This is a genomic window from Tannerella sp. (genome assembly GCF_030528505.1).
In the GTDB taxonomy this organism is placed as follows: Bacteria; Bacteroidota; Bacteroidia; order Bacteroidales; family Tannerellaceae; genus Tannerella.
This window is the reverse complement of the sequence record NZ_JAUMYS010000008.1, coordinates 30,239-50,231: the sequence shown is the minus strand read 5'-3', so window position 1 is coordinate 50,231 and position 19,993 is coordinate 30,239. Positions and strand designations below refer to the sequence as shown.

19 protein-coding genes are annotated in these 19,993 nt (G+C 45.2%); 10 read left to right on the top strand and 9 right to left on the bottom strand.

The window, feature by feature from the left end:
- Positions 1-6: 6 nt before the first annotated feature.
- Together Q4A89_RS02350 and Q4A89_RS02345 are read left to right on the top strand one after the other, a co-directional pair.
- Entirely contained in the window at positions 7-993 is a 987-nt protein-coding gene (locus Q4A89_RS02350; RefSeq protein ID WP_303183461.1) for a sugar phosphate isomerase/epimerase, read from the top strand.
- A gap of 1,062 nt (positions 994-2,055) precedes the next feature.
- Positions 2,056-2,385, top strand: coding sequence for a hypothetical protein (locus tag Q4A89_RS02345; protein WP_303183460.1), 330 nt, complete (start codon positions 2,056-2,058; stop codon positions 2,383-2,385).
- Positions 2,386-2,819: 434 nt separating this feature from the next.
- On the opposite strand, the gene Q4A89_RS02340 is transcribed toward Q4A89_RS02345, so the two are convergent.
- The 5 genes from Q4A89_RS02340 to mutY all read right to left on the bottom strand — a co-directional run bounded on the left by Q4A89_RS02340 (position 2,820) and on the right by mutY (position 6,982).
- The gene (locus tag Q4A89_RS02340) at positions 2,820-3,473 is read right to left on the bottom strand and encodes a 4'-phosphopantetheinyl transferase superfamily protein (RefSeq protein ID WP_303183458.1); all 654 of its coding nucleotides are present in this window, start codon (positions 3,471-3,473) and stop codon (positions 2,820-2,822) included.
- Between the two features lie 2 nt (positions 3,474-3,475).
- Complete coding sequence (locus Q4A89_RS02335) at positions 3,476-4,039, bottom strand: gliding motility protein GldD (protein WP_303183457.1); 564 nt, start codon at positions 4,037-4,039, stop codon at positions 3,476-3,478.
- Between the two features lie 2 nt (positions 4,040-4,041).
- Positions 4,042-5,316: a transporter associated domain-containing protein gene (locus Q4A89_RS02330; RefSeq protein ID WP_303183456.1), complete on the bottom strand. Its 1,275-nt coding sequence runs from the start codon at positions 5,314-5,316 to the stop codon at positions 4,042-4,044.
- 54 nt (positions 5,317-5,370) lie between these two features.
- Complete coding sequence (locus Q4A89_RS02325; RefSeq protein ID WP_303183454.1) at positions 5,371-5,811, bottom strand: single-stranded DNA-binding protein; 441 nt, start codon at positions 5,809-5,811, stop codon at positions 5,371-5,373.
- Between the two features lie 94 nt (positions 5,812-5,905).
- Positions 5,906-6,982: an A/G-specific adenine glycosylase gene (gene mutY / locus Q4A89_RS02320; RefSeq protein WP_303183452.1), complete on the bottom strand. Its 1,077-nt coding sequence runs from the start codon at positions 6,980-6,982 to the stop codon at positions 5,906-5,908.
- A gap of 237 nt (positions 6,983-7,219) precedes the next feature.
- Between mutY and Q4A89_RS02315 the strand changes: the two genes are divergently transcribed.
- The 4 genes from Q4A89_RS02315 to Q4A89_RS02300 all read left to right on the top strand — a co-directional run bounded on the left by Q4A89_RS02315 (position 7,220) and on the right by Q4A89_RS02300 (position 11,102).
- Positions 7,220-7,498, top strand: coding sequence for an HU family DNA-binding protein (locus tag Q4A89_RS02315; protein WP_303183483.1), 279 nt, complete (start codon positions 7,220-7,222; stop codon positions 7,496-7,498).
- A gap of 209 nt (positions 7,499-7,707) precedes the next feature.
- Positions 7,708-9,282 (top strand): Rne/Rng family ribonuclease, encoded by a 1,575-nt coding sequence (locus tag Q4A89_RS02310; protein ID WP_303183450.1) that lies wholly within the window; start codon positions 7,708-7,710, stop codon positions 9,280-9,282.
- Between the two features lie 118 nt (positions 9,283-9,400).
- Positions 9,401-10,246, top strand: a complete 846-nt coding sequence (locus Q4A89_RS02305) for an alpha/beta hydrolase (RefSeq protein WP_303183482.1) — start codon at positions 9,401-9,403, stop codon at positions 10,244-10,246.
- 118 nt (positions 10,247-10,364) lie between these two features.
- The gene (locus tag Q4A89_RS02300; protein WP_303183448.1) at positions 10,365-11,102 is read left to right on the top strand and encodes a DUF1266 domain-containing protein; all 738 of its coding nucleotides are present in this window, start codon (positions 10,365-10,367) and stop codon (positions 11,100-11,102) included.
- 69 nt (positions 11,103-11,171) lie between these two features.
- On the opposite strand, the gene Q4A89_RS02295 is transcribed toward Q4A89_RS02300, so the two are convergent.
- Positions 11,172-11,633: a type I restriction enzyme HsdR N-terminal domain-containing protein gene (locus Q4A89_RS02295; RefSeq protein WP_303183447.1), complete on the bottom strand. Its 462-nt coding sequence runs from the start codon at positions 11,631-11,633 to the stop codon at positions 11,172-11,174.
- Between the two features lie 46 nt (positions 11,634-11,679).
- Here Q4A89_RS02295 and Q4A89_RS02290 point away from each other — a divergent pair, with 46 nt between their 5' ends.
- From Q4A89_RS02290 to Q4A89_RS02280, 3 genes are all read left to right on the top strand, one after another.
- Positions 11,680-12,456, top strand: a complete 777-nt coding sequence (locus Q4A89_RS02290; RefSeq protein ID WP_303183445.1) for an AMP nucleosidase — start codon at positions 11,680-11,682, stop codon at positions 12,454-12,456.
- Positions 12,457-12,467: 11 nt separating this feature from the next.
- Positions 12,468-13,496, top strand: coding sequence for a DNA polymerase III subunit delta (holA, locus tag Q4A89_RS02285; protein ID WP_303183443.1), 1,029 nt, complete (start codon positions 12,468-12,470; stop codon positions 13,494-13,496).
- A 1,031-nt stretch (positions 13,497-14,527) separates the two neighbouring features.
- Complete coding sequence (locus Q4A89_RS02280; RefSeq protein ID WP_303183441.1) at positions 14,528-14,998, top strand: helix-turn-helix transcriptional regulator; 471 nt, start codon at positions 14,528-14,530, stop codon at positions 14,996-14,998.
- Positions 14,999-15,177: 179 nt separating this feature from the next.
- On the opposite strand, the gene Q4A89_RS02275 is transcribed toward Q4A89_RS02280, so the two are convergent.
- From Q4A89_RS02275 to mltG, 3 genes are all read right to left on the bottom strand, one after another.
- Positions 15,178-15,756, bottom strand: a complete 579-nt coding sequence (locus Q4A89_RS02275) for an indolepyruvate oxidoreductase subunit beta (RefSeq protein WP_303183439.1) — start codon at positions 15,754-15,756, stop codon at positions 15,178-15,180.
- Position 15,757: 1 nt separating this feature from the next.
- Positions 15,758-17,350: a thiamine pyrophosphate-dependent enzyme gene (locus Q4A89_RS02270; RefSeq protein ID WP_303183437.1), complete on the bottom strand. Its 1,593-nt coding sequence runs from the start codon at positions 17,348-17,350 to the stop codon at positions 15,758-15,760.
- A gap of 70 nt (positions 17,351-17,420) precedes the next feature.
- On the bottom strand, positions 17,421-18,461 hold the full coding sequence (gene mltG, locus Q4A89_RS02265; RefSeq protein ID WP_303183435.1) for an endolytic transglycosylase MltG: 1,041 nt from the start codon (positions 18,459-18,461) through the stop codon (positions 17,421-17,423).
- A 238-nt stretch (positions 18,462-18,699) separates the two neighbouring features.
- On the opposite strand from mltG, the gene Q4A89_RS02260 reads away from it, so the two are divergent.
- The gene (locus Q4A89_RS02260) at positions 18,700-19,275 is read left to right on the top strand and encodes a hypothetical protein (protein ID WP_303183433.1); all 576 of its coding nucleotides are present in this window, start codon (positions 18,700-18,702) and stop codon (positions 19,273-19,275) included.
- Positions 19,276-19,993 lie beyond the last annotated feature (718 nt).

The window sequence follows — 19,993 nt, the reverse complement described above, 5'->3', positions numbered from 1 at the left end:
TAAGTTATGAAATTATCGCGTCGTTCTTTCTTAGCGCAAAGCACTGCCGGTATTGTGGCCGGTTTGGGAGTCCCGACGTTTGCAAGCAACACGGTGCCGGAAATTTCAGAGGCAGTGTCCGGCAAGCAACAAGTGCAGGGACGTCTCAAACTGGCGGTATCAACGTATTCGTATTGGGGATTCCGTGAGCGGAAAGATTCCATCGAATCGTGTATTCTCAAAGCGGCCGATATGGGCATCGAAGGGGTCGATGTACTGCATCGCCAGATGGAAAGCGAAGATAACAGCTATTTGCAGAAGCTGAAACGATTAGCTTACGAGAACGGTGTCGCTTTGGTATGCCTCTGCATTCATCAGGGATGGGTGAATCCCGATAAGGAGTATCGTCAGCGGATGGTAGACCATACGATCCGTTGCATTCGATTGGCTTATAAGATGGGAATCCCTGCGCTGCGCCTGAACTCGGGCACATGGGGAACCAGCGGCTCGTTCGATAACCTGATGAAAGCGCGTGGAATCGAAAAACCTATCGAAGGGTATACGGATAATGATGCGTTCGGATGGGTAGAAGATGCGATCTACAAGTGTCTGCCCGTAGCCGAAGAGTGTGGCGTGACGCTCGCTCTCGAAAATCATTGGGGCATTGCCGGTACACCCGAAGGGATGCTTCGGATCAAGAAGAATGTCCGTTCCAACTGGTTGAAATTCCTTGTGGATACGGGTAATTTCCTCGAAGAGCCTTACGACAAGCTGGCTCAGGTACTTCCCGAAGCGATTTTTATTTCGGCCAAGACGTATAACGGAGGCGGGACCTGGTACACGCTCGATCTCGACTATGATCGTATCATCAAACAGATCTACGACGTCGGCTTCAGGGGCTACCTTACACTCGAATTCGAAGGCAAGGAAAACCCCGATACCGCCGTACCTGCTTCGATTAAAATGCTGAAGGGCTATATCGACAAGTATTACACCGACTATATCGCCCGCTAATCGCGTTTTTCCTTTATAAGAGCCTGCCCCACGCACCGTTGGGGCAGGCTTTTTTGTAAGAGCTGCGTTTTTAGAAACTTTCGTTTTCTGTCATTTTTAACCCAGATTCCGCAATAGAAGAAATAAGCATGAATTTAATTCAGGCCTTCAGCCCTCCGAATAAGGCCCGGATGTCAATATACCCCACCCTTGCGGGATGGGGCTGAAATAATCCGGGCTTTCGGCCCTTATAAACCCCGCAGAGGCGGTGAGTTGTTGAATTGTTGAGATGTTTATTTGTTGATTCGTTGATTTGTTGGCTCCACTGATTGCTGAATGCTGACCGATGATTGCAGAAAGAGCCCTGAAAGGGCGAGATCATTCAGCCCAATGCGAAGCGTTGGGGAAAAAGGCATCGCATCTCGGCGGAGGGCTGTAAGCCTGACATAACCATTGTCGTACATTCATACGTCTGATTATTAATGGTAAACACCGAACAGTGTATCGCGTAATTTGGGTTTAACATCATGGAATGCACCGTTTGACTGCTTGGTTGCATCATATACTTTGTTATGCGTATACATTTATTTGTTTATTTGGAGATGTTAATGAGCGGTTGGACTTATCCGAATCTATCTGTTTAAGACAATGACGGGTTGATTTAATTATATGTTTGATAAATACGTTGATGTATGGTTTTTATTTTTAATCTCCGCGTAAAACGCGGGAAATATAGGGCTAAAAACAGTTAGAAATAACGTGAAAAATAGTAGTCGGTATGTAAGATAACAAGGAAAACACAAATATTAAAGCAGAATAAAATGAAACAGCGTATGAGGGGATGGTTTGCCTTCCTGTTTTTACCAATCGTTGGGTTGATTATCTAAAGCAATAGCCACGTTTTTAATCAGAAAACTATTTGTACTTTTGTGGTATCATATTAAAAAAGAAAAAGCGATGGAAAAAACAACCGATATTCCACCTGACAAGCCGGTGCGCTTCGTAAACCGTACCGGAGGCGCGGCATAAGAGAAATATCCGGAACGCGGAATCAATTATAAATGTTTAAAACCAGGAAGAAACATGAAAACAAAACTTATAGTATGGATAAGCGCCTTGCTTTCACTGATGGTTGGATCGGGGTGTGAAATGAATAAATTAGAAAGTTCCGAAGAACTTCAAGTTCGGACAGCAGAGTGCATAATTGTTTACGAGAATCCGGCGACAGACGGCTGTGGTTGGCTTGTGCAGATCAATAATAAACCCTATTTTCCGGTAAACTTGGCGGATGAATACAAAATCGATAAGTTGAAAGTGTCTGTCGATTATCAGTTATTAGACTCGAAATATACTTGTTGGCCGGGAAGATTAATACCTGAGATTAAAATCGTATTGATCAAAAAGCTTCAATAACCATTGTTAAGAGCATCCGTATACATTCCGAACAGAGCCCAAAAGTATTTCCGAGGTCGTCGATGAGTAGTTCCGAGCTTGTCGGCAGGTATTTCGGAAATGCCTGACGGGTATTTCGGAACTTATCAGCGGGTAGTTCTATTAGCACCCGATGGGTAGCTCAGAGGCACCCGTCGGGTGGTTCTTTATAACCCGACGGGTCTTTCCGAACGTGTCGACGAGTGATTCCGGAATACTCACCGTTGACCTCCGAACTACTTCGGGTACGTTCCCGAACTACCCGACACCTGCTTCGGAACATATCCATGAGTGGTTCCGAACTACTCACCCATACGTTCCGAACGTATCGAAATACCCCTCCGAACCATCCGAAATCAGGTTCCGAACCGGTCATAATCTATTTCCGAACCGTATTAATACCCTTCGGGACGTACCTAAATACCGTTCCGAACCACCCCCAAAGATTCTTGGGGGGCGCTTTGCGTCATGATAAATTCGGGGGTGGCGATGTAGCGGATTGAACAGAGCGTAGCGTACGGTGTGAGGGTCTCGCGGATGGAGAGTTGTCTGTGCTGCGCATCGAACGATATGATTTGCAGGTCGTTTCGCCAGTCGACCGCTCTTTTTCTCATCATTTTAAAGGCTGTTTCTTTGGCGCTCCAGCAAATTAACAACGTTTCGGTATCAGGCTGCCGGCCGATAAGGCGTTGTTCCGACTCGCCGAGGAAGCGCTCGTACAGTTTGCGGATGCGTTCGGAGCGGTGCTCGATATCGATGCCGATACGGGGTTGCGTACCGAGCAGGACGGCGGCATAGCCTTTCGTGTGCGAGATGCTGATATGCAGCTCTTCATCAGGCAGGTAAGGAATGCCGTCGGGGTGGTAGGCGATGGATGTTTCATGGCCGAGCATGGTTTTTAACAATGTGCGCACGGCCAGCCATTCCGTTTGGCGGCTGTCGGATTTGCAACGGCTCAGAAACGGCATGTAATCGTCTTTGCGCGTGAGCAGAGCCAGCAGTTCATCGCGACTTTCTTCGATTTTCCAGATTCCTCGCTGCGGGGTTGTGTATTCGGGCAGAACGGGCATGGCTATTTCCAGTCGAACGATTGAATCAGTTCCATCACATCGTGGTGAAGGTATTCGGTCACGGGCGCCACCGAATCGGCATCGACACGTTGTTGATAGTAGAGCGCCCCGCGAAAGAAGTGCGAAACACTGTCGGTGAGCATAAACTGGACAGGCGAGGGCGAATCGCCATCGATCCGGAAGAGCGTGCCGTAGACACGGCGCTCAGGAGCTTCGTAAGCCTGTTCGGAAATCGCCTGAGCATCGCGGGCGCTGCGTGCGACGAGTTCGCGACATTCCGCTTCGCAGCGAGGAAGCGTCTCACGGGTGATGCTTCGGTAGCTGCAATACATTTTAACGTTCAGCGAAGGGTAGGTGACGTTCAGCCAGTCTTCCGTCGTATCGGCGGGAGGCATTTCGATGGTGACGAGCTGTGATACCCGAAAAACATAGGCCAGTTCTTTGGCCGTGAACGAGGTGTATTTCGCTTCCGGCAGATCGATGCGCAGCACGCCGCGCGGCTTCGGCACAGGTGTCGAACAGGCCGCGCAGCCGGCCAATATAAGAATCCACGACAAGCTACGCATTGTTATTTCTCTTTTCCGGGTGCCGGAGGGATACGGTCGAATTTCACTTTCACTACACGCCGTTCGTCCGCTTCGAGTACGCGGAAACGGTAGTTCCGGTACTCGATCATCTCACGGCGGCGCGGCAAAGTGCCTTTGATTTTGAGGAGCAAGCCCGTAAGCGTCTCAATATCTTCCGTCAGATCGCCGAACTCCTCCTCCTCGATGTCTGTCTCGCGGAAGAAATCGTTCAATTGAATCTTTCCTTCGAAGATATAACTTCCGTCGGGCAGTTTGAAATACTGTTTCTCGTCCGTATCGTATTCGTCCGAAATATCCCCGACGATTTCTTCGATAATATCTTCCATCGTCACTAACCCCGACGTGCAACCGAACTCATCAACCACGATGGCGATATGTACCCGGTTGGTTCTGAACTCTTCCAGCAGTCCTTCGATTTTTTTTGTTTCAGGAACGAAATAGGCCGGTCGGATTAACTTTTGCCACTCAAAATCGCTCGTGTCCTGAATATACGGAAGCAAATCTTTGGCATACAGTACGCCGGTCACGTTGTCTTCCGTTTCTTCGTAGATGGGGATGCGTGAAAAACCGCTCCGGATGATGATGTCGAGCGCTTCCTTGAAAGAGCATTTCGCATTGATGGCCTTCATATCGAGGCGCGGTACCATAATTTCATCGGCTGTCTTATTATAAAAATGTACGATTTCTTCGAGCATCTCTTTCTCGTCGGCCGTCTCTTTCGAGATGATCGTCGATTCGTTTAACTGCGATTCGTACTTGTGCTGATGGCCCGGCGAAGCGTACATCCACCGGCTGACCGGCCGGCAGAGCCAGTCGATCGTTTTGAGGAAAGGAGCCGTCGTGCGTGCTACGCGGAGGTGCTTGCCCTGCGTCAGAAATTTGGGAAACCACCCTTTAAAAACGAACAGCAGCAGGCCGATACCGAAAATGCCGGCCACGCATCCTTCGGTCGAGCGAAGGGTTGAACACACAGACTGAACGGCGTACATCCCGAGAATCGTTATCGTAACGATCAGGATGGTTTGCACAATCGAAACAGCCGTGCGTGTTTGCTGCGTCCGGTCTGATAATTGTCTGATAAACTTGTCTCTTGTGCTTTTTTCTTCACGTATTTCGTTCGTCTCGTCGACCGACAGCGAAAATAACGCTCGCTCTCCCGCGGCTATCCACCCTGAAATAACCAGCAGCAAGAGCATGATGCAAAAAAGAATCACAACATTCCATACAGACCCGTCATACACGGTCTGTAATGCCATACTCGGGTAATAATCGTCTGAATCCAAGGAGTAATCTGATGCGTTAAGATAAGGTTAGAACGGCAGGTCATCGATTTCGTCCGTACCTGTATGGACTTCGCCGGACGGCACGGACGGAGCGGACGACGCCGGTGTCTGTGTATCACCTTCCTGCGGTTTGCGCCCCGACGAGTAGAATTCGATGCGGTCGGCATGGATTTCGGTCACATACCGTTTGACACCGCTCTGGTCATCATAACTGCGTGTCCGAATCTTTCCTTCGACATAAACCATCGAGCCTTTTCTGACGTATCGTTCCACAAACTGCGCACGGTCACGACTGGCTACGATATTGTGCCATTCCGTCCGTTCGGGAATCTCCGTTCCGTTGGCAAGCTTATATCCGCGTTCATTCGTTGCCAGTGAAAAGTTGGCTACCGCATTTCCGCTGTCGAAATAACGCACATCGGGGTCTTTACCCACATTTCCAATCAATATAACTTTGTTCAGTGACATAGGACTTATAATTTATAACGGTTTGAGGAACAAATGTAGGCGTCTTTTACGAACTGTACAAATTTATGGCGGAAAAAAACGACTCAATCCGAAATTATTTTTCTTCTATCTTTGATAAAATATTGATTATCAATTTCGGGAAAGGGTATATGTCGATAGATTCGCGAGTGGTTCGGACGAGTTTTTTTAACGCCGTATTTTCTTTCTCGATCTTTACGATGTAGCATGCTGCGTGCAATATCTGATGCGAAAGGATATGCCGTATTTCGTCGACGACCGGGGTGAATTCCAGGTGTCCTGTTTCTTGGAAAAGTTTTCCGAAAGCTGGTGTCTCCTGTAAAGCGTTCAAGTCGGCCGGTGTTTCGGTTTCTATCATCGGCAACTCAAACAGTCCTTTCCAGATATCGTTTCCAGTACGTTGATGCAGGTAAGTATCCGTGCCATGCGTGATAAAAAAGTAATGGAAGAAGCGGTCGCGCGTTTTCGTTTTATGTTGTTTGACGGGAAAGCGGTGCGGATTGCCCGAAGCATGTCCGGCGCATTGTTTCACCATCGGGCAGTTCGTGCAGTCGGGATTTCGGGGGATGCAATGCAACGCTCCGAACTCCATCAGCGCCTGATTATGCTCACCGGCCTGTTGGGGAGGCATTACCAGCGTTGCCAGCTGACGATATTCGCTTTTACCTTTTCCGCTGTCAGCCGGTGTCTCTACGGCGAAGAGCCGTCCCAACACCCGGATCACATTCCCGTCGATGGCGGGATAGGGCAGATTCCATGCGAACGAAGCAATAGCCGCTGCCGTATATTCGCCGATGCCTTTGAGCGAACGGATTTCCTCGTACGACGAAGGGAAAACTCCGCCAAACCGTTGCCGGATATCTTTTGCCGCCTCGTGCAGATTGCGCGCGCGGGAATAATATCCCAATCCCTGCCAGTATTTGAGCACTTCTTCCTGCGGCGCTTCGGCCAGACTTTCCACATCGGGAAATCGTTCGATAAAACGATAATAGTAATCGAGTCCCTGGGCAACACGTGTTTGCTGAAGAATAACCTCAGAAATCCAGATACGATACGGATCGGAAGTGTTCCGCCACGGTAAGTCGCGTTTGTTTGCTCTGTACCACGCCCGGAGCTGTTCGCTTTCTTTATATATCTCGTTTTTTTGCTTCATGTTGCTGCTTTTTCGCGGGCAAAAATACGTATTTCCGAGCATTCCCAAAGCCGATGAATGGCTCCTCATCCCCATGAAATAACGGATAAAAACATGATTTTACTCGTCTAATCTGTTTTGAAATCAGAAGGTTGGAAAATAAACAATCTTTTTCTTCAAAAAAGTGCATTATTTCAAATAAAACCTATATCTTTGCAGTCCAAAAAATTAGAAATTATTCATTTAATATTTATTGACATGACAAAAGCAGATATTGTTAGCGAGATCGCAAAGAGCACAGGTATTGACAAAAACACCGTTTTGGCAAGTGTAGAGTCGTTTATGAGCGTAGTAAAGAAATCCTTGTCCGAAGGGGAAAACGTATATCTCCGCGGTTTCGGTAGTTTTGTAGTAAAGAGACGTGCACAAAAGACAGCACGTAACATTTCGAAGAACACTACGATGATTATCCCGGAGCATGACATTCCGTCTTTCAAACCCGCTCGGATTTTCATGAATCAAGTGGCAAATAAATAATGATTTAATCACTAATTAACAGGAATTATGCCAAGCGGAAAAAAAAGAAAGAGACATAAAATGTCGACGCATAAGCGTAAGAAAAGACTTAAAAAGAATCGACACAAGAAGAAATAAGTCTTTGAAAGGATTTTGAAGAACAAACTTAAGCAGATTTTTTAAGTTTGTTCTTTTTCATATGAATAAAAAGAACGAGAAATAGCATCATTGTGGTAAGCGAATTAGTAGTAGATGTCAAGTCAGACGAAATTTCCATTGCCGTATTGGAAGACAAAAGCCTGGTAGAGCTTCAGAAGGAGCCCCGGAGCGATTCCTTTGCGGTGGGCAACATTTATCTGGCACGGATAAAAAAGTTGTTGCCGGGCTTGAATGCCGCTTTTGTCGACGTGGGTTGCAAAAAAGATGCGTTTCTTCATTATCAGGATTTAGGGCCAAACTTCAACACGCAGCAGAAATTTCTTAAACAATGGCGGGGCGATCCCAAGAAACGGCAGCCTGTGTCGAAGACTTCGATTCTTCCCGAGATAGAGAAAGACGGAAGTATCGGTAATATATTGACGGTGGGAGATGAAATTTTGGTGCAGATTGCCAAAGAACCGATCTCGACCAAGGGACCGAGACTGACGGCCGAGCTGTCGTTCGCCGGACGTTTTTTGGTGCTGATACCGTTCTCTGACAAGATTTCCGTTTCAACGAAGATAAAATCGAATGAAGAACGTGCGCGTCTTCGCCAATTGATACAAAGTGTAAAGCCCAAGAATTTCAGTGTGATTGTGCGCACTTCGGCCGAAGGAAAACGAGTGGCCGAGTTGGACGGAGAGTTAAAGAATTTGCTCAAACGCTGGGAAGATAATATTCCCAAAGTCCCCAAATCAAAGGCTCCGACCCTTATATATGAAGAAACAGCTCGGACGGTAGCGCTTTTGCGCGACATTTTCAACTCGTCATTCGAGCATATTTATGTAAACAACAAGCAGGTATACGAAAACGTATATGATTACGTGAGTCTGATTGCTCCCGAGCAAAAGAATATTGTAAAATTATATACGGGCGATATGCCTATTTTCGATAAATTCGGGGTCACCAGACAGTCCAAGTCGCTGTTTGGACGGACCGTAACGTATAAGAGTGGAGCCTATCTGATTATCGAGCATACGGAAGCGATGCACGTGATCGACGTCAATAGCGGCAATCGGATGAAAGGCAGCACGGAGCAGGAAAAGACGGCATTCGATGTGAACGTGGCTGCGGCCAATGAGATCGCCCGGCAGTTGCGATTGCGTGACATGGGCGGGATTATTGTGATCGATTTTATCGATTTGGCAGAAGCGTCCAACCGGCAGCAATTGTACGAGCATATGACAAAAGCCATGGCGAATGACCGGGCTAAGCATAATATCCTTCCGCTCAGTAAGTTCTGTCTGATGCAGATCACCCGTCAGCGGGTGCGACCGATTCTTGATGTGAAGACAACCGAGAAGTGTCCGTCTTGCTTCGGAACGGGAACGATTAAATCTTCCATCTTGTTTACCGATAATCTGGAAGGAAAGATAGACTGTCTTGTAAACAAACATAACGTTAAAAAAATTACCCTGCATGTACATCCTTATGTGGCGGCCTATATTAATAAAGGGTTTCTGTCACTGGCCATGAAATGGAAGATGAAATACTCCTTTCAACTAAAGGTGGTACCTGATGAGAGCATGGCTTTTCTGGAATATCGATTCTATGATCAGGAGAAGAACGAGTTGGATATGCAGGAAGAAAAAGAAACAATAAAATAGAGCAAAAGATTTTTTATCTTTTGCTTTTTTTATAATTTTGCTGCCGTTGACGAAAGAAATCAAAAACAAAGATTGAAAAATGAGCAAGTTGATATTACCGTATATCTGTTTAATTTTCATGGAGGTTGTCGTGACGGCACAAGAGAAAATCGTCAGACTTTTTCCGGAGGGTGTTCCGGGCGAAGTTTCTACAATGATCGAAACGGTCAGTAAGGAAGGAAATAAAGTCGCCGGCGAAATGGTGTGCCGGGTTACGAATGTTAGTGACCCGACGATAGCGATCTATAAGCCTTCGGAAGAACTGGCCAGCGGTTCGGCAATGATTGTTTGTCCGGGAGGTGGATACGATATTTTAGCATATGATTTGGAAGGTGATGAAGTTTGCCTTTGGCTAAACGAATTGGGGATTACTGCGGTGCTATTAAAGTATCGCGTGCCTCGCCGTGAAGGGCGACCGAAACATGAGGCCCCGTTACAGGATTTACAACGTGCCATTAGCTATGTGCGTGCGAATGCTTCAGAACTGAATATCGATGCGAACCGAATCGGAGTGATGGGGTTTTCGGCAGGAGCACATCTGGCAGTAATGGCTTCTACCTCATTTAATAAAAGAACATATTCCGCGAAAAGCGCAATCGACAAGGTGAGTTGCCGTCCCAACTTCTGCCTGCTGATTTATCCGGCTTATCTGGCAGGCGAACATTTCGGGTTGGCTCCTGAGATTCAGATTTCTCCGAAAACACCGCCGACTATGTTGATTCAGACTGAAGACGATCGTTCGTTTATCAACAGCAGCCTCTTTTATTACTATGCGCTGAAAGAAGCCAATATTCCGGTATGGATGCATCTTTACGGAAAAGGAGGCCATGGCTATGGATTGCGCGATACGGGCGTGATGGTAAACAGTTGGCCGGATCGTGCCGAAGACTGGTTTCGCGAAATCGGCGTGATCGAGACCGAATAAGAACTATGCTTCCAGTCATTTCTCTGCCTGTTGCAGCCTTGATTTTTCTCTGCCCGGATACGTAGAATTACCAATTTTTTATGTAGATTTGTCGATATAATTTCAAAAACATATCGATATGGAAAATGTGATTTATATCATCATCGCCATTGTTGCGGCGGGGATTGGTGGATATATGCTGTATTTGAATTTTAAAATGAAGAAAGCCAGAAAACTACAGCTTGCAGAGTTTGACACGCGTTATTCGGGTAAACCTTTGGGCGAAAATCATCAACGCGCCATGGGATATGGTGCTGTTTTGGCGTGTTATCGTGGTGAGCCGGTTTTGTCACTCATCCCTAAAGAACGCACCGACGTGTATCGTCAGGGAATGAACCAACAATGGGAGATCGTTGACGAATCATCGGCTGTCAGTGTAATAAATGCGTTGTTACAACTGCAACGCAGCGAAAAGTACGATGAGTTTATTCGTACACACCAGACCAATAAAGATTTAAATAAGATTTATGTCCAAATAGCCAAGGAATTGAATTTGCCGGAAGAAGAGGTGAGAGCGATTCAATCGACGTATGCATGGGACATCGGACGCGCCGTAAGTGTGGCGAAATGGTGCTTCTGGATCGGATATCTTACCGAAGAACAATTCTACCGCTGTCTCGATGAATGTATGAACATCGTCTTGCAACGTGGACGGGATTGGACGGAATATACCTGTTCATTCCTTTTGGGGCGTTGTATTCACGGGTTTAAATTAGACGATGTGATTTCGGCTGCGCAGAATTTGCTTTGGCCTTCCGAAAATATGAAGAAAAAAGATCCTGATATTACAATATATCAAGATGTTATATTCAAATAAAATAAAAGAGTAAGGGGGACAACGTTTTTTGTCCCTCTTTTTTTGGAATGTTTTCAACGCTCGCCACGATTAATTTTCCCCCAAGAGTTCGGTATATGATGGTATGGCTTTCAGGTGAGTGTAAGAATTTGTGGCGTAGTCTATACGGCAACAATAATGCTCCATCCCGTTGCTGACGATCAGATAGTGTACCCGCAGCACCAGATTGTAGCGCGCAATTTGCTCGAAAACATCTTGAGTAATCCGTACGGACGGGGCTTTGTATTCAACAATAGCCAAAGGTTTCAGGTATGTATCGTAAATCACGGTGTCACATCGTCGTGAAAGCGTGTTGAGCGTAATCGCCACCTCGTTGGCCATTAATTCTTTCGGTACGTTTTTCTCGGTGAGCAGGTAGTTTACAAAATGTTGCCGTACCCATTCCTCTGGGGTCAGCACCACCTTTTTTCGGCGCAAAAGGTCGAAAACGTAATGCTTTCCGTTTTTTTCTGTTATTTTTAGAGGATATTTGGGCAGATTTAACGAGTACATTGCTTATATTTGCTTGCGAATTTACCAACAAAGATAGAAAAGGATTATGAAAACGAAACAGGAAATTGTTGAAAACTGGCTTCCGCGATACACCGATCGTAAATTGGAAGATTTTTCGGAGTATATATTGTTGACGAATTTCACCAAATACGTCGAACTGTTTGCCGATCATTTCAAAGTGCCGATTCTGGGGCTTCGAAATTCGATGCCTAACGCTTCCGGAGGAGGGATTACCATTATCAACTTCGGTATGGGAAGTTCGAATGCTGCGACAATCATGGACTTATTGTCGGCCGTGATGCCGAAAGCCGTACTGTTTCTGGGTAAATGTGGCGGACTGAAGAGGGCCAATTCACTTGGCGATTATGTTCTCCCGATAGCAGCCATACGCGGAGAAGGAACCTCGAACGATTATCTTCCGCCCGAAGTACCTTCGTTACCGGCATTTTCGATGCTTCGCGCGATCTCATCGTGCATACGCGACAAAGGGCATGACTATTGGACCGGCACGATCTACACGACCAATCGCCGTGTGTGGGAATATGACACGGCTTTTAAGGAATACCTGAGAAAAACCCATGCAACAGGCATTGATATGGAGACGGCTACTTTGCTGACGGCCGGTTTTGCCAACCAGATACCGACCGGCGCCCTGCTGATGATTTCCGACAAACCGCTTGAAGAGCATGGCGTAAAGACGCAGGAGAGCGACAAGAGTGTAACGCAAAAGTTTGCTCCCGAACATGTTGAGCTGGGTATCAGTGCGCTGGAGATGATGATCCGAGGGAAGAAAACCGTGCAGCATATCAAATTCAGCTGGTAAACGCCCACAACATGGCCGGAAAAGAAGCGACGTACGAAGAAATCTGCCGAGACATCAAGGCTAAAAAGTTCAGCCCCATCTATGTGTTGATGGGGGAAGAACCTTATTTCATCGATCGGATTTCGGAATTACTCCTGCAACATGTGCTTAATGAATCGGAACGCGACTTTAACCAGATGATTCTATATGGAGCCGATACGAAAGCGGTCGATATCATCAATGCTGCGCGTCGCTTCCCGATGATGTCCGAGTATCAATTAGTCGTTGTTCGAGAAGCACAATTGGTCGCCAATATCGATTTGCTGACCAGCTACGCCAAAAATCCGCTTGCTTCGACTATTCTCGTAATCGAACATAAATATAAAAAGCTCGATGGGCGTAAAGGCCTGAGTGCTGCGGTTGCGAAAACAGGCGTGCTGTTCGACTCGAAAAAGATTCCGGACTATAAGATCGAAGATTATATCGCTTCGGTGCTTCGTGAACGGGCTTTTGAGGCAGACCGCAAGGCGGCGGCTATGTTAGCCGAATATCTGGGAAACGATCTGGCCTTGCTTCACCAGACCTTGGATAAACTACGGATTCTTCTGACGACAGATTCTCCCGAAAAAAAAATTACTCCGGAACTGATCGAGAAGAATGTCGGCATCAGTAAAGAATACAATAATTTTGAATTACAGCGAGCGATCGCCGATAAAGATGTATTGAAAGCGAATCGTATAGCGCGCTATTTTGAACAAAATCCGAACAGTCATCCCATTCAGGCCACGCTTCCTGTGCTGTTTAACTATTTCTCCAACCTGCTGATCGGTTATTATTCCAAAGATCGTTCGGAAAGAGGACTGATGAATGCCCTGAACTTGCGTTTTCCTATTCAGGTAAAAGATTATCAGAGCGGTTTGAGGAATTATAGCGCGATGAAAGTTTTTCAGGCCATTCATGAAATTCGGATGGCAGACGCCCGATCGAAAGGAATTGACGTGACTTCTTCTATGACACAGGGCGAAATCATGAAGGAATTATTGTATAAGATTATGCACTGACATATTAGCATTTCTTTCCATTTTTATCTTTTAACGGCTTCATCGTGCTGTCGTCATGTTGTTCGGTGGGCGGTGTGTCATAACGGGCAAACTGCTTCGTTGTTTGCGGAATGAGAGCTCGGTCACATACCTTAGTATGCTCCCTCACCCTCATCCTTAGCGCCTTGCTTTTTACCCATTCTTACACACCTAAAGAGGGTGTGCCCAAACATTGCATTTTGACACACCCTCATGTTGTTTTATAAAATGCTTCAATAATCTTTTTTCCGTTATTTGTATAGGAGACGGAAATACGAAATACAAAGTTTCTTCGGCATCGTATAGCTAATTCTGCGAGCGTTTCTAAATTTATCTATCCTTAGAGATGGGCGAAACTTTTCACCGCAGAAAAAAAAGTCGTTATAAGTAGTCAACCATACATTGCATTCTAGAAGCAATGAAGTTCTTTTTGGATGACAAATGCCAGATAATAGTATATAAAAGTATCTTCTTAAAAGCGAAGTTTGGACAATATACAAAATTATACCGCATAATTCTGATTACATATGTGAACTTTCTCATGCTTCGTTTCTGTATTTATGATGTGTATAACGTGTTCTTGATAAACAATTGTTTTCAGCAAACAATTGTTTATAGTTCGCCCAAAATATTAGTTTTTTAGTTCATAATATAAATATATCCAGTATTTTAAGTCATATAAAAGAAGCGTTGATTTAAATGCGGTATGAATGATCGGGGAGAATATCCCATTTTCTGTATATTTGCTGCATATATTTGTATTCAATATAAATGAAATCAATATATTAATATGCTTTATTAAAGTGTTTGTTTAGAGCATATATGAAGAGATTTTATGCTTTTTACAAATATAAATATATGATTATATATAGATAGTATACTTATGTAAATCCGGAAAGACTACAAATGTTATTTGTCGAATCGAATTTGTTATTTATCTTTGTATATTCTTTGCATACTATGATATACAAGATAACATGACATATCAATAACGATTTAATCCTATAGCGGTTATGAATGAGAAAGATCGAATTATGTTGATTATGAATCAAAAACAGCTTTTACCGTCTCAATTCGCCGAGATAATCGGGATTCAGCGGGCGGCGATGTCGCATATTACATCAGGGCGAAACAATCCGAGCTTAGATGTATTAAAAAAGATTTTGGAAAAGTTTCCGCATATCAGTCCGGATTGGTTGCTATTCGGCACAGGGCCGATGAATCGTTCCGAATCAACGTCCGCTTCTGTAAACGAGAAACAAGAAGCTCCTGATTTGTTTACTCATGTTTCGGATGTGCCAAAAATAGAAGAAAAGAAGGATCCTATAAATCCAACTGAAGCAAAATCGCCGGAACTGGTTGAGGCTAAATCCTCATTAAAAGACGTTTATATTCCTCCTATAGCTCCTACAAAGGAAATACTGCGAATCATGGTCTTCTATTCGGATCACACGTATGAGTCTTTTGGGCCGGAAAAGAAATAAAAAAGCCGTCTCTTTATGCTGGGATATGAGACGGCTCCTTTTTCAAAAAATGATTGTAAATAAACTTGTACCTAAAAATGATAGATTTATATCATTGCTGATTTTCTATGATTTAGTCGAATTACTATCGTTTTTTAATCACAGATTTATATTTGTAAATTATCAATCTATATACCATATTATACTTTTGTAGCTATTTCGTATCCGGCTTGCAATGCTTTCAGGTTCAGTGATACAATCTCGTCTCCTTTACGCCCGAAAATGAAACGGATACCGTCTGCAATTTTTTCGTAATCGATGCCGAGGAACGGTGTGGCAGCTCCCAGCATAACCATATTGGCCGTACGTGGAGAGCCGATTTCTTTGGCGATAGTTTCCACATCAAGCAGTACCTTATGCGGCAGTTTATTGAGTTTTGCCATCACCTTGTCCATCTCCGGATAGTTCGGGATATTCGTATAAGGCTTTGTGTTCGTGACTAACCAGCCGTCTTTATTCAGGTACGGTAAATAGCGCAGCGCTTCCATCGGCTCGAGCGAGATGATCAAATTGGCTTGTCCGATAGGAATCAGGTCGGAAGCGATGGGCTTGTCGGAGAGGCGAAGATTCGACTGTACGTCTCCTCCGCGCTGGCTCATACCGTGTACTTCCGATTGCTTCATGTATAACCCTTCTTTCAACGCGGCTTCGCCGATAATGGCGGCAATAGATAGTATGCCTTGTCCGCCTACTCCCGATAATATAATGTCTGTTTTCATGTTATTTCGCTTTTTTCTTTCTTGCCAATGTCTGAATACATTCCCGGCACGGTATTAATACCGAAACGCCGCGATATTCGATTTCTTCGCGGATGATGTTTTTCATTTCCTCGTAGTTTCTTTTTAGAGGCACCATGACACGAATGTGTTCCGGTGCGACGCCGATGCCTGCACAAATAGCCTGGATACGTCCCGTGCCGGCCGAATCTTGTCCGCCGGTCATGGCCGTAGTTTCATTGTCGGATATCACGATGGTTACGTTACTGTTGGCATTGACGCAATCCAGCAGTCCGGTCATTCCCGAATGGGTAAACGTCGAGTCGCCGATTACGGCAACAGCCGGGAAAACGCCCGCGTCCGATGCTCCTTTGGCCATCGTGATAGAGGCCCCCATATCGATGCAGCTGTCGATGGCTCGGAAAGGAGGCAATGCTCCCAGCGTGTAACAACCAATGTCGCCGAAAACTTTCGGCTCCTCATATTCTTTGAGCACTTCGTTCAGAGCATCGTACATATCACGATGTCCGCATCCCTGACATAAGGCTGGAGGACGCTGTTCCACAATTTCCGGAATCGTATAGTAGCATGCTACGTTCTTTCCCAGCGCTTTGCCGACTGAGTCCGGTGTCAGCTCTCCGTCGCGCGGAAGAGTGCCGTCCAACCGTCCCCGCACGTTTAGCCCTTTGCCCAGAAAACCTTTCAGCAGCTCTTCTACAACGGGATAGCCTTCTTCGAGCAAGAGTAACTCGTCACATTCGGAAGCTATTTTCTCAATCTGTTTCTTAGGTAGCGGATATTGACAGATTTTCAGTACCGGATGCTCAAATCCGTCGGGATAGTTTTCCGAAAGATAGTTAAAAGCAATGCCTGTCGTGATGATGCCCCGTTTTTTATCGGGCGCGTCGAAATAACGGTTATATTTCGACTCTTCCGAAGCCGCCGTCATCGCATCTTGTGCGGCCAGCAGTTGTTTATAGCGTTGACGTGCCAGGGCCGGCAGCAAGGTGAATCGTTGTCTGCCGTCGGGCAGGCAATGCATTTGATTCTCCGGACGAGCGGGACGAACTGTAACCCCTGAGCGGGAATGCGCCATACGTGTCGTGATACGCAGCAAAATAGGATATCCTAATCGCTCGGATAACTCGAATCCATCGTAAACCATATCATACGCTTCCTGCTGATTAGATGGTTCCAGGATCGGAATCATCGCGAACCGTCCGTATACACGATTGTCTTGCTCATTCTGCGAGGAGTGCATCGACGGGTCATCGGCCGAAACGATTATCATGCCTCCGTTGACGCCGCTCATGGCTGCATTCATAAAGCAATCGGCCGCCACATTCAGACCGACGTGTTTCATACAACAAAGCGAACGCTTTCCGGCATAACTCATTCCCAAAGCTGCTTCCATAGCAGTTTTTTCGTTCGTACACCAGCGGCGGTGTATGTTTCTCTCACGTGCGACGGATGATTGCTGAATGTATTCGGTAATCTCCGTCGAGGGGGTGCCCGGATAGGAATATACTCCGGATAGTCCGGCATCGATAGCGGCCTGAGCAATGGCCTCGTCGCCCAAAAATAATTTCTTTTCCATGCTATTCTATTTTTATAACAATACTTACAAATTGCGACAAAGGTACGATTTTATGCGACTTGGCCAAATTTCAGTAAATGCCTCGCCGATTTAACTCTTCCTGATAACGTCGGGCATTCTGATTATGTTCCGTGAGCGTCGATGCGAAATTATGTCTGCCCGAAAAATCTTCTTTGGCGCACATATATAAATAATGATGTTTCTTGTAATTCAGCACGGCATCCAGCCCTTGGATAGACGGTATCCGCAATGGAGCGGGGGGTAATCCGCCGTACATGTAAGTATTATAGGGAGAGTCGATCGTTTTGTGCCTGTTTAAGACCCGTTGAATCGTAAAATCTCCCAGAGCATATTTCACGGTCGGGTCGGCCTGAAGGTATATACCTTTATATAAGCGGTTAAGATATAGTCCTGCAATCGTCGGATATTCATCCGTCATAGCCGATTCTTCTTCCACAATCGAGGCGAGTACCGCGACTTCAAGCGGCGATAGACTGATCCGTGCAGCTTTGTTGCGGCGGGCATCCGTCCAGAAAGCATCGTATTCACGCTTCATCCGTTGCATCAGTTTCTCGGCCGAGATATTCCAATAGACTTCATACGTATTCGGGATAAACATGGCCTTGATGGTAGGAGGCGTGAACCCCATCGAGCGGCAGTAATCGGAGTCGTTCATAAGCTTCATCAGCTCATGACTCTCGATCATCAATTGTTGAGAGAGACGATCGGCAAGGTCTTGTTTCATCCGGATATTGTTAAACGTTATTCGAACGGGAGCCTGATACCCTCGTCGCAGGCTTTTCAAGAGCTCGTAGTTACTCATTCCCCGAGTGACGGCGTATCGCCCGGTATTCATTTTTCCCGGATATTTCAGTAAACGTGCGGCTTGTCTGAATGTGCGGATATCGCTACATCCGGCCGAATCTTCCAGTTGCCGGCACAAGTCTTCATAATCCTTGTCGGGGTATATGTAGACATAAGCCGTCTTTTCCGGCATGAAGTTGGGCGAAAAAAAGCAATATGCTCCGCAGCTGATCCCCGATAAAACCAGAAGAAGGATGCCGGAACATACGATCCATGCCGCCCGCTTAAACAATTTTGATTTACGCATATATCTTTTCGTGTTGTTGTAAAGCAACGGTAAAGATACGTCATTCGACAGGAAAAATAAAAAAACAATTCCCGATCCTGAATTTTTAACATATCGTCTTGCAGCGTTTTCAATCTTTTTGGCATCATCTATTAAAAACTTTTTATCGCAATATCCTCTTTTAATGAGTAACTTTACTGATGAAATCGACGATTTTTCATCTACGATACGAAATAAATAACTTTAAAAACAAAGAAATATGAAACGAATAGTCTTAATTCTGAGTGTATTTATGGGCATGATGGCATGTCAACAAGAAGATGGTCCTAAAATCAGCGACAAGTATCAGGAACTGTTTAAGCTCTCGAAGGAAACAGAGGATGTGATTACATCGTCTGATGAGTACAAGTCGCTGAAGAAGAGTTTATCCGGATTTGCTCAGTATAAGGAGTATTATGCAGCCCATGGCAAAGCCTATCAAAAGCTTTACTCTTCGATGGCTGATAACGAAGAGCTCCGGATGGCTTGTGTTGAATACCTGATGGGGCAGACGAAATTTTTATCGGGATTACACTCCAATCAGCGTAAGGAGCTTCTGTGTTTGTCGTTGGATAAGCAGAAAATCAAATTTGAGGACAAGGACAGCGCTCCACTTACAACGAGACAGACAGGCTTGCAACTGATTATTCGGTTATTATCCATAGAAAAGGAAGAAGCCATATTAAAAGCCCTTTCCGACTATTGCAGCACACACGAATTTCAGTATGGGATTTATAACGATAAAGCATTCCATGATTTTTTAGTCAGCTTGAGTTCGCAGAATTGCAAGAAATAAGTCCGTTTATTGACCGAATCCTGCCGAGGCATACGATTAGTTCTTATGATATATGACGTTCTAAAAAAGATACGAATCTATTTTTTTATGTAAATGAATTACTTTTGCCATATACATCATAAATTTTATATCCGATGAAAACTTTTACTGTTAAGTTGTTTGTTACAATGTGGGTTTGCTTGCTTTCGTTTATTTCCGGATGCAAAAAAGAGAATGAATCTTCCCTCGATAAGTTAAATATTTCAGTATGTGGTGCTAAAAAACCGGAGTGGCTAGAAAAGGAAATCGCTTCCATTATACTTCGATCTTCAATATACAGGCCGACTCGTATTCTCGTCTATAGAGGTTCGGATAAGGAAATCATAGCGATCGAAGATTCGACGAATTCGAGTATGGAACAGCAGCTTCGCTTTTTTGACTGTGCCGGAAACAAGGTGGCATTTAAAAGTGCCGAATATAACTCGTACGTAAGAAAATGGAAGCGCCGCGAGTTTTCGTTATTATGGACGAATTAGGTTGGGTATTGTAGCGAATATCATAAACCACCTATAAGGATACGTTCCGAACGTATTTTGGGCAGATTCCGAACCTGATTCCGATACGTTCCGAACCGTATTAAATACCCCTCCGAACCCTATTTAGGGTATTTCGGAATTATATTTCGGGTAGTTCCGAACCTGATTTGGATACGTTCCGAACCTAATTCAGATACGTTCTG